Origin of the sequence: Providencia sp. Me31A (assembly GCF_050487165.1) — a bacterium.
GTDB lineage: Bacteria > Pseudomonadota > Gammaproteobacteria > Enterobacterales > Enterobacteriaceae > Providencia.
Genome location: NZ_JBKQGZ010000022.1, coordinates 57954 through 72928 on the forward strand (window position 1 = coordinate 57954; position 14975 = coordinate 72928).

Consider the following 14975-nt stretch of genomic DNA (forward strand, 5'->3'; position numbering starts at 1 on the left):
TCTATACTCGGCTGTTGCTCAAGCCGTCATTCAGACGACTGATGAGAATTTGCTTGTTTAAACTTTAACAGAGTTCGCCGTTCTTTTTTATCTGGGCGCCTCTCTGGATGTGGCATTGTTAATGCGTTCATCTTACGCGCTTGCGCCAATTTCTCCCGCTGGCTGATACTTTCTGTCGTCTCACGGTACAATAACTGGGCTTCTGGTGCGCCCCTACGTTGACTAGTGATTTGAATAATTTCAACCGTTCGTTCATCACTGCCTTGACGAAGCTTTACCGTTGCCTGCAACTCAACAATTTTTCCGGGCTTTGTTCTTTGCCCATTGTAATGAACTTTACCACCATCAATCATCTCACGAGCAATAGAGCGCGTTTTATAAAATCGCGCAGCCCATAGCCACTTATCGAGGCGAACAGATTCTACGGTAGATTGACTCATAGTGTCTCCTCACAGTAAGTCTGAATCAAACTAAAATGAGGCTCCCACTACTTTCAGGATAATGCTATCGACGAGAGGAAGGAGGGTTTACCTCAAAGCATTTATCATAATATTCAGTAATATTACGTAGGCGCTTTTTATTATTCAAAACACGCAGCACAATCAGTGAACCATTTAACAGCACACAAGCCATCAAAAATAGAACAAAAAGTGAACTACTTACATACCGGGATACAATCGTTGCATCAGGCTCTTCATGTAGCACAATATGCAGCGTACCATTTGCATCAACAGATACGCTGGTGATGATGCCTTCAATATTAAATGGCATATTAATCACAAGGCTTGATAACCGCTGAAGCTCGAACCAGCGCTGTAATTGCGATAGTTCATTAAAAGAAGAACCTGAGTTCCAATCCACTAATGGTTTATTTTCATCACTAATTAATAAAACCCCTCCCGGTGGTGGGCTATTAATTTTACGTACTTCTTTCTCAATTTCTGTCTTGATAAAATTATATGTGGTGTCTTCAACGATGTTTTCCAAGGCCTCAGCACTCCCTGCACGCAATAAAACATGAGCCCCGCTTAATTTCCCTGCAGAGGCTTTACTGACTAACGTAGGCCAATCTTCTGTACTGCCTAGATTTGTTAGCGCACTTTTTAGTTTTATGCAGTTATCCGAAGTGCGACACAGTTGCTCGGTTTCCATAATAATAGAAGAAAAATCAAAGATAATATTCATCCCTGACTTCATGATATCGCGCTGCAACCTAGGATTTACACCCACTGTATTTTTATCTGGATGCAGTTGGCGTTTAACCGTATTAAGTAACGAAATTGACTGTTCAACAACCTCAGACTGAGGCTCGGTTAATAGACTGATATTGTTCCAATAAATACCAGAACAATCAAACGGCACAAACTGCGCTTGGTTTTCCTTATTCAGATTAGGCGGTCGGTAACACATCCCCTTCCCTTGGACAACCAACTTATAACCAACCTTCAGCTGATGAGACGCCAAATCACTTGGATTATCGGTCATAATTTTCTCTGTACCGCCAATCCATGCAAACCCTAGCTTTATAGGTAAACTCATTGATTGGTATGAAAAAACTAACGCAACGACAAATAAAGCGCCAATTAACATTAAAATATTTTTGTTGAAGCGTCGATAGGGGTAATAACGTTCTTCTTCATCCAAGGAAAGGTATTTACCATGTCTTACAACCTCACCCGATGCATAAAAATCAATGTTAACTGGTTGGTTTGACTCATATTTTAAATAATTTTCCCAATGCGCAGGATAATGTAGATCAACACCGCCAACCGAGACATTGGTTGAGTGTTTTTTATCCAGCTCACCATACAGTTCCCAGCGCTTCGGCTGCCCATAGATACACTGGATATCCTGGTATTTCCGAGGAAACATTTTTGAGCGAAATAGAACAATCAAGCCAACGATAAAAGAGGCCAATGTAATGACTAGTCCCCACTCCTGTAGTAAAGGAATAGAAATTAGTGTTAAATAACCAAACAAAAAACTTAGACAGACAATAACGGCACCGAGCCAGCCTGTTGAATTATGTAGGCGATGTTCTTCTAAGGTTTCTTTGCGTACGCTTAAAAACTCAATATTTTGTTGCCCACGTTCTTGGATAGCAGCCTCAGGCAAAATAGTATCTAATACCTGATCAGCTTGCCATTCATTGCTAAAATCCCTTAAAGAATGACTATTTATTGAGATAATCAATGGCAAATGGTCTGTATCCACAATTTCCATCACATTTTGGCGTTGTAGAAAAGGTTCAAGTTGTGATGGTAATTGAACTTCAATAGTATCAATAAAATAACGCCAGCAACTCCCTTGCTCTTGGCGTAAATTAAAACGCGTCAGTGAATGACAAATTGTCGCGATGGTCGAGTTTTTTTTAATTTGCCAAGGATGCGAAGAGGGATTTATTGATGCAGAAGAGCAATAATTTAAATACTGAGATATTGTTTGGTAATCTGAATCAATCATTTTTCTAAACGAGGGGGATGCTACAGAAGGTATCTGATAGACACCAGAATGCCGCCCCCGCCTGAAATATAGGAAGGAAGCCATTATAGTTAGACTAATAACAATTATAGCCGTTATAATGACATGGTTTAACATTACATCCCCAGTGAAAAATGAATAAGAAAAGCATAGCAACCCTGCTGCTTTCTCAAAATAAGTCAATTCCTATTCTATTTATCGTTTTTATTTTAAATTACAATATGTTGTAAAAAATTCTTTGTTTACTCTTCTGTGCTGTATTTGAGTGATGATTATACTAACAGCATTTTATCTACTCTATAATATCTATCATTTTTTTTTGATATAGGTCATAGTTATATGATGATGCCAAAATACAGGCAATACCGAGTAAAAGCGCCACCATAATTAAACGAAACATGCTTTTAGCAATAGATTTCACTCATCCTGTTCGGAAACCGTTATGACAGAGCTAAAAAAACCTAAAATCTTGAATATTCAAGATGTTGCTCAATCAAAATTATTCAACATCCAGTCAGTTGATCTCGAATTTAGCAACGGTGAAAAACGAGTCTATGAAAGAATGCGCCCAGCAAAACGTGAAGCCGTTCTTATTGTACCCATTATGGACGATAGTTTAATCCTAATACGCGAATACGCTGTTGGAATTGAAAACTATGAGTTAGGTTTCCCAAAAGGTGCCATCGACCCTGGTGAAATCGCCCTAGAAGCAGCACAGCGTGAGCTCAAAGAGGAAATCGGTTATGGTGCCAAACAGATTACCCAACTCGCAAAGCTCACTATGTCGCCATCTTACTTTTCGAGTAAAATGAATATTCTTGTCGCGCAAGACCTGTACAGTGAGAAGCTTGAAGGTGATGAACCCGAACCATTACAACAGATTAGATGGCCTATCTCACAAATGATGGAATTGCTGGAACACCCAGATTTCAACGAAGCAAGGAATATTAGCGCACTTTTCTACTTAGAACGTTACCTAAAAAGTCGTAATTAGAAATACGTACTCCATATAAATAACGTGTTTTGGTATCTCCATTCTTCACAGTGATAAGCAACATTTTTATATTTTTACACTGCCCTACAAAGAAAATACCCCATGCTCATATGAGCCATGGGGTAACGTAACTGCTTGAATTTTTGATAACCCTAGAACAATTCTTGGCTAGCACCACCTTCCGTTGATATGGTAGTTCCAACCTCTTGAACAGCATGTTCCTTCGGCTCAGTGCCTTCAATAAAGTACTCTTTACGAGAAGAACCTAATTTACCTGTTTGACTATCGATTGAAACAGAGATGATCCCCTTCGGTGGCTTCATCATTTTTACAGGCACACCATCTAAGATCGATTTCATAAAATCATCCCACATTGGTTGAGCGCTCTTGGCTCCTGCTTCTCCGCGACCTAACGTTCGCCTATTATCATCAAAGCCTATCCAAGCAGATGCGACCACATCAGGACCATAACCGGAAAACCAAGCATCTTTTGAACTATTGGTGGTTCCTGTTTTACCACCAATATCACGTCGGCCACCTAGGTCTCTTGCTGCACGCCAACCGGTTCCAGACCAACCCGGCTCACCATAAATATTTGTCACCATTGCATCCCTAATTAAAAACGCAAGCGGCGTACTAATCACATGAGGCGCATATTGCTCATCAGAATTAGCGTCAGTATCTGACGTCATCGCTAACTCCATTGTAGGCTCTTGTATCGATGCATCATTAGCCGACTGAGTGACTTCTTCGACGGATTCATCATCAATTCCTCTCAGCGCAATCGTACGCTCAGTTTCGCCGTAAATCACTGGGATATTTGTACAATCAGGGCATGCCAGCTTAGGTTTCGCCTCAAAAATGACTTCATCATTATGATTTTCAATCTTCAAAATATAATATGGGTCAACGAGGTACCCACCATTTACCATTACCGCATAACCACGAACCATCTGCATTGGTGTAAATGATGGGGCCCCCAACGCTAATGCCTCTGTGCGGTTGATATTTTCAGGTGGGAAACCAAAACGAGTTAAGTAATCAGCCGCATAATCAACGCCCATCGCTCTCATCGCACGAACCATCACGACGTTCTTCGACTGGCCTAAACCTTGACGCAAACGGATAGGGCCATCATAGCGTGCTGGGGAATTTTTAGGGCGCCAATCAGAGCCTGCTCCTGCATCCCAACGACTAATAGGGACATCATTTAACAGCGATGACAACGTTAAACCTTTGTCCATTGCCGCAGTATAAAGAAAAGGCTTAATATTCGAACCGACCTGACGCAAAGATTGGGTTACTCGGTTGAATTCGCTCATATTAAAATCGAACCCACCAACCAACGCAATAATGGCGCCATCATTAGGATTTAATGCAACAAATGCCGCATTTACATCCGGTACTTGCCCTAACCACCAATTATCTTTAACTTTACGCACCCAAATTTGCTCACCTGCTTGAACGACGGCATTAACCGCTCTAGGGGATGCACCTTGCTGAGTGTCCGATATAAATTTACGCGCCCAGCGAACGCCAGTCATCGTTATTGAGATTTGTGAACCATCTGCCAACATCACCTGAGCATCAGTCCCCGTTGCAGAAACTACAACTGCTGGCATTAAAGGCCCATAAACTGGCATTTTTTTTAATTTTTCAATGATTTTCTCTGAAGTCCACGCCACTTCAGTCGGCTTCCACAGGACTTCCGTTGGGCCACGATAACCATGTCGAGTATCATAATCGATTAAATTATTACGAACCGCTGTTGTTGCCGCTTCCTGATCTTTACGGATCACCGTCGTATAGACTTTATATCCATCGGTATAAGCATCTTCACCGTATTTGTCATACAGTGTTTGTCGAGCCATCTCCGCAAGATAGGGCGCAGAAAAATCGATTTTTGGAGCATGGTAAGATGCAACGATTTTTTCATTTCTCGCCTGTTCGTACTGGTCTTGTGTAATGTATTTTTCTTCTAACATACGGGTAAGAACAACATTACGACGATTCACAGCACGATCATAAGAATATAGAGGGTTAAATGTGGAAGGCGCCTTCGGTAAACCCGCAATCATCGCGATTTCACTCAACGTCAACTCGTCCACCGTTTTACCAAAATACACATACGCTGCCGCACCGACACCATAAGCACGGTTACCTAAATAAATTTTATTTAGGTACAACTCCATGATTTCATCCTTGGTGAAAATTTGCTCAATCCGGATAGCTAAAAACGCTTCTTTAGCTTTACGCATTAAGGTTTTCTCAGGACTGAGATAAAAGTTTCTCGCTAATTGCTGAGTAATGGTACTCGCCCCTTGAGAAGCATGGCCTGATGATGCCATGACAGAAACTGCACGAACAATACCAATAGGATCAATACCATGATGATCATAAAAACGGCTATCTTCCGTCGCAATAAAGGCCTTCACCATCAAGGGAGGGATTTCTGACAGTGGTAATGGAATACGACGTTTTTCGCCATATTGAGCAATCAGTTCATTATCAGCACTGTATACCTGCATTGGAATTTGCAGACGAATATCTTTCATTGTTGCAACGTCAGGTAACTCACCTTCGACATATTTATACATGCCATAAATCGAGGCGGTTCCCAAAAAAATGCAACAGAAAATAAGAATAAAAAAGTATTTTACGAACTTCACCGGAAAATTCCCATGCTCGGATAACAAGAGGGTTTAGATATTACTAACACATAGTATAAAGCTTATACAGCCAATAGAAAATGTAATTTGTTCGTTAATGGTAAGGAAATTAACTATGTATACATCAAAATGGAAAATCGGGGTCGATCTCTGTCGAGATAAAATTCAACTAGTTGCAGCAAAATGTCGAAAAAAATACTGGTCGCTATGTGAATGCTGGCAACAACAATTACCTTTCGAAATAACCGATCAATCTGACCATGAACAGTATAAAAGAATACTGAATATCTTAGTACAATGGCGTCAGAAATTACCGAAAAAATGCACCACGTCCATTGCATTACCTGCTGTTCGAACACTAAAACAACAATTTTCATTACCTGAGCAAATCAATTTGCAACAACCTGAATTGGATTGGTATTTACAATCCCAAGCAGAAAAGCGTTTCCCAATACATGCTCAAGAACTTACCATTGATTATAGAATAATAAACCAACAAGTTTACTTTAATGGAGCTCGTAAGTCCGAAATATCCTTCTGGCAAAACCTCTTCATCGAGAGTGGTTTTAATTTAATCGCTATTGATGTCGCCCCTGTTGCATTGCGTTACGCTGCTCGCCATGCAGGCTTACCCGATGAATGCTGGTTAGTTCATTACAGACATGGAGAATGGTTGTGGTCAGGTCCAATTAGCCAACCAGCCAACTATAACCATCTACAAGATAATGAAATAAAAACACTTTCACAATTAATACTAATACTAGGTCAAGACAAAACTTCCGCTGAGCTACCGATTTACCTAATCTCCGATCATCAAAATATACATGACCATGCTACCTCCCAAAAATGGGAATTATATCAAGCTTTTCAACATCTCAACCTCAAGCTTCCTCACCAATTAGGGGATTTTGTGATTGCCGCTGGGCTTGCATTACGCCATGGAGATATTTAATCAATGGAATTTCAAAACCAATACCAAGTCAATTTTCTCCCTTGGCGGCAGCAAAAAATAATAAAGAAAAAACAGACAGTGACTATTTTCTCCATTGCCGCTTTTTGTTCTGTCTCTATCGCCGGCTTTTTTTTAATCCTTTTTCAACATATTGAAATTGAAAAAAAACAAATTACAAATCATAGCCACCAACAAAAACACCATAACATTCAACAAATAAAACAAAAAACAATCACGCAAAAAAAACACCTCGATAAACTATTAGCTCAAAAAAATCACTTAGACAATGTGATGAGAAATAACCAGTTTTTGCTACTGGTGTTACAAAACCTACCGTCTGCTACACCATCAAAAAGTTGGTTAACAGCCTTCCAATACATTGATAATAAGATAGAAATTAGAGCTAGTAGCTATGACTTTCAAAATGTCAGTTCCTTGCAATTCACATTTGAAAAACTGCAAGGTATAGGAGACATCAAAGTAAAGAAACTAAGCCGAATAAATAAATTAACTTTCTTACATTTAACGGCAAAATACCAAGGAGAGCCTGATGAATGAGTCTCTACATGCTTTTTGGTACCGCCCTTTTTGGCAACAAGCCATCCCCATTTGTACCTTAATCTGCTTTTGTTGTTGCATCGGTTATTTTTTCTACTGGCAGAAAAATGAAGAACAACTCATTGAGTTAGCATCAGAAAATTTAAATCTAATTCAAAACATAGAAAAAGAAACCAAGCTAATCCAACAATATCCCTCCCTACACCATTTAGAACAGCAAATTCAAACAATGAGCCAATCAATGGAAGCTGAGGGACAACCACTCGAACTATTTTCACAACTTCATACGTTACTAACCCGTTCAAGTATTACTTTTAATCAGCTACAACCCATTGACAACAATGCTTACTCTATTGAAATACAAGGAAATTACACCGATATCTATTATTTTATGAAACAACTTCTCACTGCGCCAAAGACACATAAATTGCACTACTCAGAAATAAAATTAACATCAAAACAAGGCATTATAGTTGCGTCTATCACTATATCTTCAATCAATCGCCCCCTCATTATCAAGGATGATCACAATAATGAATAACAAGCTAATTAACCCATTGATGTTTATTTTTGGTACAATTTTCTGGCTTCCTACATTTCACCTATTCGCCCACGAAATGCGAGACCCTTTTCAAGCCCCCCCTCCTATAGAAGAAAAAATGCAACCCGCAACGAGCGCTGCAACAACCAATCCAGCAACAACCGCACCTCCCTTAATTGAAAAAATATTTAAGCTCATTTCAACTGATGCACAGGAAGTTCACCGTCAATTAAAGCACCCTGACACATTATTGCTATCAAAAGAAAGCACGGTTTACCATGATATAGCCACTAATAGCATCATCATTAAAGATAACCCAGAACGAATAGCATTAGTCGAGGAATGGTTAAAACAACAAGATAAGCCAAATCAACAAGTTCAGATCACAGCTCACATTATTAGTAGTAGTCGCACAGCCTTACAAGAATTGGGACTTGAATGGGGAATGCTTGCCGGAAGCAGTACTCACAGCCACCTTAATCGTTATAACCGATATTATTCAGCACCAGGGCAATTTGCCTTCAATGTTCTCAGGCTGAACGAAGGTTTACTTGAATTAAAACTAAATGCATTAGAAAAAGAAAATTTACTCTCTATCATTGCAAGCCCTCGACTCGTGGCATCCCACCAACAACCTGCCAGTATTCAACAGGGAACTGAAATCCCTTATGTGACAAGCAGTGAAAAGAAAACCCATGTACAATTTAAAGATGCCGTACTTGGTATGGATGTCACACCCACCATTATTCGTAATAAAAAAATTGAAATGAACCTAAAAATTAGTCACAACTCTCCAGACACCGCACTAACAAGTGGGCAAAATCATCATTTAGCAATAAATAAACAAGAAATATCAACTTCAGTGACCGTCAAACACAATGAAACACTGGTACTTGGTGGGATTTTTCAGCAAAAGAAAGAAAAAACAGCCACAGGTTTACCCTTTCTCTCTGATATTCCTTTGTTAGGTGCCCTATTTACAAATACTGCGGAACATATAGATAAGCGGGTCCTTATTGTTTTTATTACACCAAAACTTATCAATATTTAACATATATAAAATAATACCTATACTTCAATTAGTTGAATAAATAAAAAGGTAAAGATTAGCGAAAATAATTATTTTTATGCCATAAACCTACCGGATAAATTTGACGCTGGCGTCGTTTTAGCATACAAGGTTATCCATTGAGTGTTCTAACTATCCGTAGATTAAAGAACAAGCTGTCAGTCGCTTATAAAATAGCGACAACAATTTTGCTCTAATACTAACAGAAATATTACGCTACCATCTGTAGATAAAAACTGTTAAATATCATTTTAAACAATGCATTAGGCGAAATAGGCAGCTCAAATATCGAAACCTGTAATTTTAAAATGTGGCACTTTGTTCGCTTAGTGCCACATTTATATAGTTGCAATTCAGGTAGATGTATTGAGATAATTTTCTTATCTGATCTCACATCATCACTAATGAGGTTTCAGTTTAGGTCCCGCCGCTAATTCGATTGGCGGGGCGGGTGATCATTAACGAATAACCGTAGTAATACCAAAAAACATGGCAGAGAAACGCAATATCTTTCTGGTTGGACCGATGGGTGCTGGCAAAAGTACTATTGGTCGCCAGTTGGCTCAACAGCTTAATATGGAGTTTTTCGACTCTGATCACGAGATAGAAAAACGTACTGGCGCAGATGTAGGCTGGGTATTCGACCTTGAAGGTGAAGAAGGCTTCCGCGATCGCGAAGAAAAAATCATCAATGAGCTCACAGAAAAACAGGGCATTGTCCTAGCAACAGGCGGCGGTTCTGTTAAATCCAAAGAAACCCGTAATCGCTTATCTGCTCGTGGGGTCGTAGTGTATCTCGAAACCACCATTGAGAAGCAATTATCTCGTACCCAACGTGACAAAAAACGACCTCTGTTACAAGTCGATGAACCTGCACGTGAAGTACTTGAGAAATTAGCGAGTGAGCGCAACCCTATGTATGAAGAAATTGCTGATATTACTATTCATACAGACGAGCAAAGTGCAAAGGTTGTCGCTAGCCAAATCATTGAGCTATTAGAAAAAAACTAATTAATCATGGTGTTATTTTCAAAAATAATAAACTCAAGGTAAAACATGATGGAAAAGGTCACTGTTACTCTGGATGAACGTAGTTATCCAATCAATATCGCACCAGGCTTGTATAACCAAACTGGGGCATTTTGGCCATTAACTACAGGTCAGAGAACAATGATAGTGACCAACGAAACTCTTGCGCCTATTTATCTCGATAAGATAAAGCATGTCCTTGAATCTTCAGGTGTAAAAGTTGATACCATCATTCTTCCTGATGGCGAGCAATATAAATCATTATTTATCATGAATGATGTTTTTACTGCATTACTTGAAAAGCACCATAACCGTGATACAACCCTCATCGCTCTTGGTGGGGGAGTTATCGGTGATTTAACCGGTTTTGCAGCAGCAAGTTATCAACGTGGCGTGCGTTTTATCCAAGTTCCAACGACCTTATTATCTCAAGTGGACTCCTCTGTAGGTGGAAAAACCGCAGTAAATCACCCATTAGGGAAAAATATGATAGGGGCTTTTTATCAGCCTGCCTCTGTTGTTATCGACCTTGACTGCCTAAAGACATTACCAAAACGTGAGTTATCTTCTGGTTTAGCTGAAGTTATTAAGTACGGAATAATTCTTGATGGTGAATTTTTTACGTGGTTAGAAAACAATATTGACGCTCTAGTTGCACTAGATAATCAGGCTATGGCTTACTGCATTCGCCGTTGCTGTGAATTAAAAGCGCAAGTTGTCGCTGCTGATGAGAAAGAAACCAGCGGATTACGTGCACTTCTCAATTTAGGTCACACCTTTGGGCATGCTATCGAAGCACATATGGGTTATGGTGTCTGGTTACATGGCGAGGCTGTTGCTGCGGGCATGGTGATGGCGGCTAAAACAGCAGAATTAATTGGCCAATTTACATCAGAACAAACTCAACGTATCGTTGCTCTGTTAGAACGTGCATCACTTCCTGTCAAAGGCCCATCACAAATGAAACCTGATGATTATCTGCCTCACATGATGCGTGATAAAAAAGTGATGGGTGGTAAACTACACTTAATCCTGCCTACCGCTATCGGGAAATCAGAAATGCGTTCAGATGTTGACACGCAAACGGTCATTGAAGCGATTTCATCTTATACGCCATAAAAAGTTATCAGAAATGAAGAAAAAACCGATTTTTTACAAGCATTTTAAAATGTTACTGGTAGATGCACGCTAAAGTCGCTAAATTATATAGTATGCCTACGCCTATATACGAAATTCTGAAAAAGCATAGCCCCAATACCATTACGGCTAGCATGGTATTAAGAAAGCATATATGCTTTAAAAATAAGCAGCAATATCCTGCTTGGTCGTTAACAGGTTGTACTGATAAGAGACATTTTATCTCTACTATAGGCAAATTTTATTCGGGAGAGGAAAATGGACGAATTTAAACCAGATAGCCAAGGTCAAAATGATCTTAGGCCAGATACATCAGACAGACCAACAGGGCGGTCGCGCCAATCCGCTGCCGCAAAACCTAGAATAGCGCTTTCACGCCAACATATTATGATTGGTGTTGGTGTATTGGTATTATTGTTGCTTATTATTGCCATCAGCTCTGCATTAAAAGCCCCTACTGAGCATGAAAAACTGCAAACAGCGGGTACCAGTAATCAACAAAATATCGACTTATCTGGCTCATCTTCGTTGACTAATTCACAAAACCAGCCTCAATTAGGTCAAGCACAAGAAATAACCGGTTCGCAAATTACACCAACCCCTACTCAAGGTCAATTACAGACTCAACATAATGGCCTTGGTGAGCGAATTGAAATTCCTGGTGATGTTGTTGATGCTCTAAATCAAGGGCAAGTCCCAACACCAAGAACTGAGCAATCACAAAATGTCACCCCACTCACACCGCCAGCAGTTAAACCTGTTGAGCAACAACCTGTGGTTAAACCTGTAACACCAGAAAAAGTGCCAGCAAAAACCGCTGAGCCAAAAAATCCTGTACACCCTAAACAACCAACCAAGTCTACAGCCACGGCAAATAACCATGGTAGTAATATCATGTCAGCACCAGCAGGTAGCTATACGCTACAACTTAGCAGTGCGAGCCGCTCAGACACATTGGAAGCCTTTGCTAAAGAGAACAAACTTGCTAATTACAAAGTCTATAAAACCGTTCGTAATGGGCAAACTTGGTATGTTCTTATCCACGGAAACTATAATTCAGTGACTGATGCAAAAAATGCGATAGCGACCCTACCCGCAGCTGTTCAGGCGAAAAAGCCGTGGGTTAGAAATATGAAACAAGTAAAACAGGATCAAAAATAACAACGTTTTTCCCCGGGCGCATAATGTTGTCCTGACAGAGTATAAATATATTTACTCTAAACGATTGTAATAATAAGACGGCATGAAAAAAAAACGCGCTTTTTTAAAATGGGCTGGGGGTAAATACCCACTTGTGGAAGAAATAAAAAAACATCTTCCACAAGGTAATTGCTTAATTGAGCCTTTTGTTGGTGCAGGGTCTGTGTTTTTAAATACCAGCTATGATTCTTACATACTGGCTGATATTAACAGTGACCTCATCAATCTCTACAATACAGTTAAAAACCACGCTGATTCTTTCATTGAAGAAGCCCAGCAAATCTTCACGCCTGAATATAATACTTCAGAGCAATATTATTTAATGCGTGAAGCCTTTAACCAATCCAAAGATCCAGAAAAACGCAGTGTCCTTTTTTTATACTTAAATCGTCACTGTTATAATGGGTTATGCCGCTACAATTTACGCGGTGAGTTCAACGTACCTTTCGGCCGTTATAAAAAACCGTATTTCCCAAAAGAAGAGTTACTGTGGTTCGCTGAAAAAGCGCAGAACGCAACATTTACGACCCAGCACTATGGTGAAACCTTACTCGATGTTAAAGAAGGCTCCGTGGTCTATTGCGACCCACCGTATGCACCTCTGTCTGATACGGCAAACTTCACTGCGTATCACACCAACTCATTTAATGCTATTGAACAACAGAATTTAGCCGCATTGGCGCAAAAGTTATCATCTGAAAGTCAAATTCCAGTATTGATATCAAATCATGACACCCCAATGACCAGAGAGTGGTATCATCAGGCTCAATTACACATTGTCAAAGTACGTCGAACCATTAGTAGAAATATATTAAACCGAAGTAAAGTCAATGAACTACTGGCTTTATATACGGGTGAACCTAATAGCCTTTCTCCTAGAAAAACCAATAAGAAAAAAAAGACAACAGCCTGTACCTAGTGTTGAATGGCTCTCAGATAACGATTAATAATCGGAGACAATTATGAAAAACTTTCTCATTGCCCCATCTATTTTATCTGCTGACTTTGCACGTTTAGGCGAAGATACTGCCAACGTTCTCGCCGCTGGTGCTGATATCGTGCATTTTGACGTTATGGATAACCATTACGTGCCAAACCTAACCTTTGGTGCCCCAATTTGTAAAGCACTACGTGACTACGGCATCACAGCACCTATCGATGTTCATTTAATGGTCAAACCGGTTGATAGGATCATTCCTGATTTTGCTAAAGCAGGGGCAACTCACATTAGTTTTCACCCTGAAGCCAGTGAACATATTGATCGTTCATTACAATTAATTCGTGAACATGGCTGTACCGCAGGTTTAGTCTTTAACCCTGCCACCCCTCTGAGTTACCTTGATTATGTGATGGATAAAGTCGACATGATCCTACTCATGTCCGTCAATCCAGGCTTTGGCGGTCAATCCTTTATCCCACAAACCCTCAATAAATTGCGCCAAGTCCGTAAACTGATTGATGAAAGTGGCTATGATATTCGTTTGGAAGTTGATGGCGGGGTTAAAGTTAACAATATTGCAGAGATCGCAGCGGCAGGTGCCGATACTTTTGTTGCTGGTTCCGCAATCTTCGATCAGCCAGACTATAAAACCGTCATTGATGCAATGCGTAACGAATTACAAAAGGTATCTCAATGACTCATCAAGGTGTGTTAGAGAACATCAAAGCGATTGCCTTCGACTTAGATGGAACTCTCGTTGACAGTGCCGGTGGCTTAGCTGAAGCTATCGATAATATGCTAAAAGAACTCGGTTTTTCACCCGCAGGTAAAGAACGCGTCTCTATCTGGGTTGGCAATGGCGTGGATGTTCTTGTTGAACGAGCGCTTTCTTGGGCTGGCGCCCAAATAACGCCTGAGTTGCAAAAAGCCGCACGAACCAGTTTTGATAAATTCTATGCAGTTTCTGTCACAACCGGCAGCGAGTTATTCCCAGAAGTAAAAGAAACCTTAGAACAACTCGCAAAACATGGCCTGTCAATGGGCATTGTAACTAATAAAGCAACCCCATTTATTGCACCTCTGCTGAAAAAATTAGGTATTGAAAACTATTTTTCTCTAGTACTAGGTAGCGATGACGTTAAAGCCCTCAAACCACATCCTGCACCGTTATATTTAACGATGGGAACATTCGGCGTACGTAAAGAAGAATTGCTTTTTGTCGGTGATTCCCGTAATGATATTATTGCAGCGCAAAATGCTGGATGCCCGTGCGTCGGTCTGACCTACGGCTATAACTATGGTGAATCTATTGTATTAAGCGAACCCGACTGTGTGTTAACACACTTTTCTGGCTTGTTACCTGCGATCGGTTTATCTGAAATAAAATAAGTAAGGACATAACTAA

Annotated in this window: 14 protein-coding genes; 11 read left to right on the forward strand and 3 right to left on the reverse strand. The window is 40.1% G+C overall.

Translation table 11 applies throughout. From position 1 onward, the window contains the following. Positions 1-26: 26 nt before the first annotated feature. Together hslR and ACLPIE_RS17455 are read right to left on the reverse strand one after the other, a co-directional pair. Positions 27-440: a ribosome-associated heat shock protein Hsp15 gene (gene hslR, locus ACLPIE_RS17450; protein WP_430262984.1), complete on the reverse strand. Its 414-nt coding sequence runs from the start codon at positions 438-440 to the stop codon at positions 27-29. Between the two features lie 64 nt (positions 441-504). Next, on the reverse strand, positions 505-2598 hold the full coding sequence (locus ACLPIE_RS17455) for an IgaA/UmoB family intracellular growth attenuator (RefSeq protein WP_430262985.1): 2094 nt from the start codon (positions 2596-2598) through the stop codon (positions 505-507). A 325-nt stretch (positions 2599-2923) separates the two neighbouring features. On the opposite strand from ACLPIE_RS17455, the gene nudE reads away from it, so the two are divergent. Next, a complete protein-coding gene (gene nudE, locus ACLPIE_RS17460) occupies positions 2924-3475 on the forward strand; it encodes an ADP compounds hydrolase NudE (protein ID WP_430262986.1) in 552 nt (183 codons plus the stop codon). Between the two features lie 152 nt (positions 3476-3627). Here the strand turns inward: nudE and mrcA are convergent, their stop codons facing one another. After that, positions 3628-6144 carry a peptidoglycan glycosyltransferase/peptidoglycan DD-transpeptidase MrcA gene (mrcA, locus tag ACLPIE_RS17465; RefSeq protein WP_430262987.1) on the reverse strand — a complete coding sequence of 839 codons (2517 nt, stop codon included), beginning with the start codon at positions 6142-6144 and terminating at the stop codon, positions 3628-3630. A 115-nt stretch (positions 6145-6259) separates the two neighbouring features. On the opposite strand from mrcA, the gene pilM reads away from it, so the two are divergent. The 10 genes from pilM (at position 6260) to ACLPIE_RS17515 (ending at position 14959) form a co-directional block, all read left to right on the forward strand. Then, positions 6260-7096 (forward strand): pilus assembly protein PilM, encoded by an 837-nt coding sequence (gene pilM, locus ACLPIE_RS17470; RefSeq protein ID WP_430262988.1) that lies wholly within the window; start codon positions 6260-6262, stop codon positions 7094-7096. A 3-nt stretch (positions 7097-7099) separates the two neighbouring features. Beyond that, on the forward strand, positions 7100-7654 hold the full coding sequence (locus ACLPIE_RS17475) for a PilN domain-containing protein (protein ID WP_430262989.1): 555 nt from the start codon (positions 7100-7102) through the stop codon (positions 7652-7654). Beyond that, positions 7647-8195, forward strand: coding sequence for a hypothetical protein (locus ACLPIE_RS17480; RefSeq protein ID WP_430262990.1), 549 nt, complete (start codon positions 7647-7649; stop codon positions 8193-8195). The genes ACLPIE_RS17475 and ACLPIE_RS17480 overlap by 8 nt, the downstream gene beginning before the upstream one ends. Continuing rightward, positions 8188-9246, forward strand: coding sequence for a secretin N-terminal domain-containing protein (locus ACLPIE_RS17485; RefSeq protein WP_430262991.1), 1059 nt, complete (start codon positions 8188-8190; stop codon positions 9244-9246). Before ACLPIE_RS17480 ends, ACLPIE_RS17485 begins: the two co-directional genes overlap by 8 nt. A gap of 507 nt (positions 9247-9753) precedes the next feature. Further along, positions 9754-10275 carry a shikimate kinase AroK gene (gene aroK / locus ACLPIE_RS17490; RefSeq protein WP_070927511.1) on the forward strand — a complete coding sequence of 174 codons (522 nt, stop codon included), beginning with the start codon at positions 9754-9756 and terminating at the stop codon, positions 10273-10275. A gap of 48 nt (positions 10276-10323) precedes the next feature. Then, positions 10324-11412, forward strand: coding sequence for a 3-dehydroquinate synthase (aroB, locus tag ACLPIE_RS17495; protein WP_430263008.1), 1089 nt, complete (start codon positions 10324-10326; stop codon positions 11410-11412). 276 nt (positions 11413-11688) lie between these two features. Further along, on the forward strand, positions 11689-12591 hold the full coding sequence (locus ACLPIE_RS17500) for an SPOR domain-containing protein (protein WP_430262992.1): 903 nt from the start codon (positions 11689-11691) through the stop codon (positions 12589-12591). Between the two features lie 82 nt (positions 12592-12673). Then, positions 12674-13549 carry an adenine-specific DNA-methyltransferase gene (gene dam / locus ACLPIE_RS17505; protein WP_430262993.1) on the forward strand — a complete coding sequence of 292 codons (876 nt, stop codon included), beginning with the start codon at positions 12674-12676 and terminating at the stop codon, positions 13547-13549. Between the two features lie 43 nt (positions 13550-13592). Continuing rightward, positions 13593-14267, forward strand: coding sequence for a ribulose-phosphate 3-epimerase (gene rpe / locus ACLPIE_RS17510; protein ID WP_430262994.1), 675 nt, complete (start codon positions 13593-13595; stop codon positions 14265-14267). Continuing rightward, on the forward strand, positions 14264-14959 hold the full coding sequence (locus ACLPIE_RS17515) for a phosphoglycolate phosphatase (protein ID WP_430262995.1): 696 nt from the start codon (positions 14264-14266) through the stop codon (positions 14957-14959). The genes rpe and ACLPIE_RS17515 overlap by 4 nt, the downstream gene beginning before the upstream one ends. Positions 14960-14975 lie beyond the last annotated feature (16 nt).

Excerpts from the sequence above, each read along its gene's own strand:
- hslR (WP_430262984.1), bottom strand. The coding sequence starts at position 440 with ATGAGTCAATCTACCGTAGAATCTGTTCGCCTCGATAAGTGGCTATGG.
- ACLPIE_RS17455 (WP_430262985.1), bottom strand. The coding sequence starts at position 2,598 with ATGTTAAACCATGTCATTATAACGGCTATAATTGTTATTAGTCTAACT.
- nudE (WP_430262986.1), top strand. The coding sequence starts at position 2,924 with ATGACAGAGCTAAAAAAACCTAAAATCTTGAATATTCAAGATGTTGCT.
- pilM (WP_430262988.1), top strand. The coding sequence starts at position 6,260 with ATGTATACATCAAAATGGAAAATCGGGGTCGATCTCTGTCGAGATAAA.
- ACLPIE_RS17475 (WP_430262989.1), top strand. The coding sequence starts at position 7,100 with ATGGAATTTCAAAACCAATACCAAGTCAATTTTCTCCCTTGGCGGCAG.
- ACLPIE_RS17480 (WP_430262990.1), top strand. The coding sequence starts at position 7,647 with ATGAATGAGTCTCTACATGCTTTTTGGTACCGCCCTTTTTGGCAACAA.
- ACLPIE_RS17485 (WP_430262991.1), top strand. The coding sequence starts at position 8,188 with ATGAATAACAAGCTAATTAACCCATTGATGTTTATTTTTGGTACAATT.
- aroK (WP_070927511.1), top strand. The coding sequence starts at position 9,754 with ATGGCAGAGAAACGCAATATCTTTCTGGTTGGACCGATGGGTGCTGGC.
- aroB (WP_430263008.1), top strand. The coding sequence starts at position 10,324 with ATGGAAAAGGTCACTGTTACTCTGGATGAACGTAGTTATCCAATCAAT.
- ACLPIE_RS17500 (WP_430262992.1), top strand. The coding sequence starts at position 11,689 with ATGGACGAATTTAAACCAGATAGCCAAGGTCAAAATGATCTTAGGCCA.
- dam (WP_430262993.1), top strand. The coding sequence starts at position 12,674 with ATGAAAAAAAAACGCGCTTTTTTAAAATGGGCTGGGGGTAAATACCCA.
- rpe (WP_430262994.1), top strand. The coding sequence starts at position 13,593 with ATGAAAAACTTTCTCATTGCCCCATCTATTTTATCTGCTGACTTTGCA.
- ACLPIE_RS17515 (WP_430262995.1), top strand. The coding sequence starts at position 14,264 with ATGACTCATCAAGGTGTGTTAGAGAACATCAAAGCGATTGCCTTCGAC.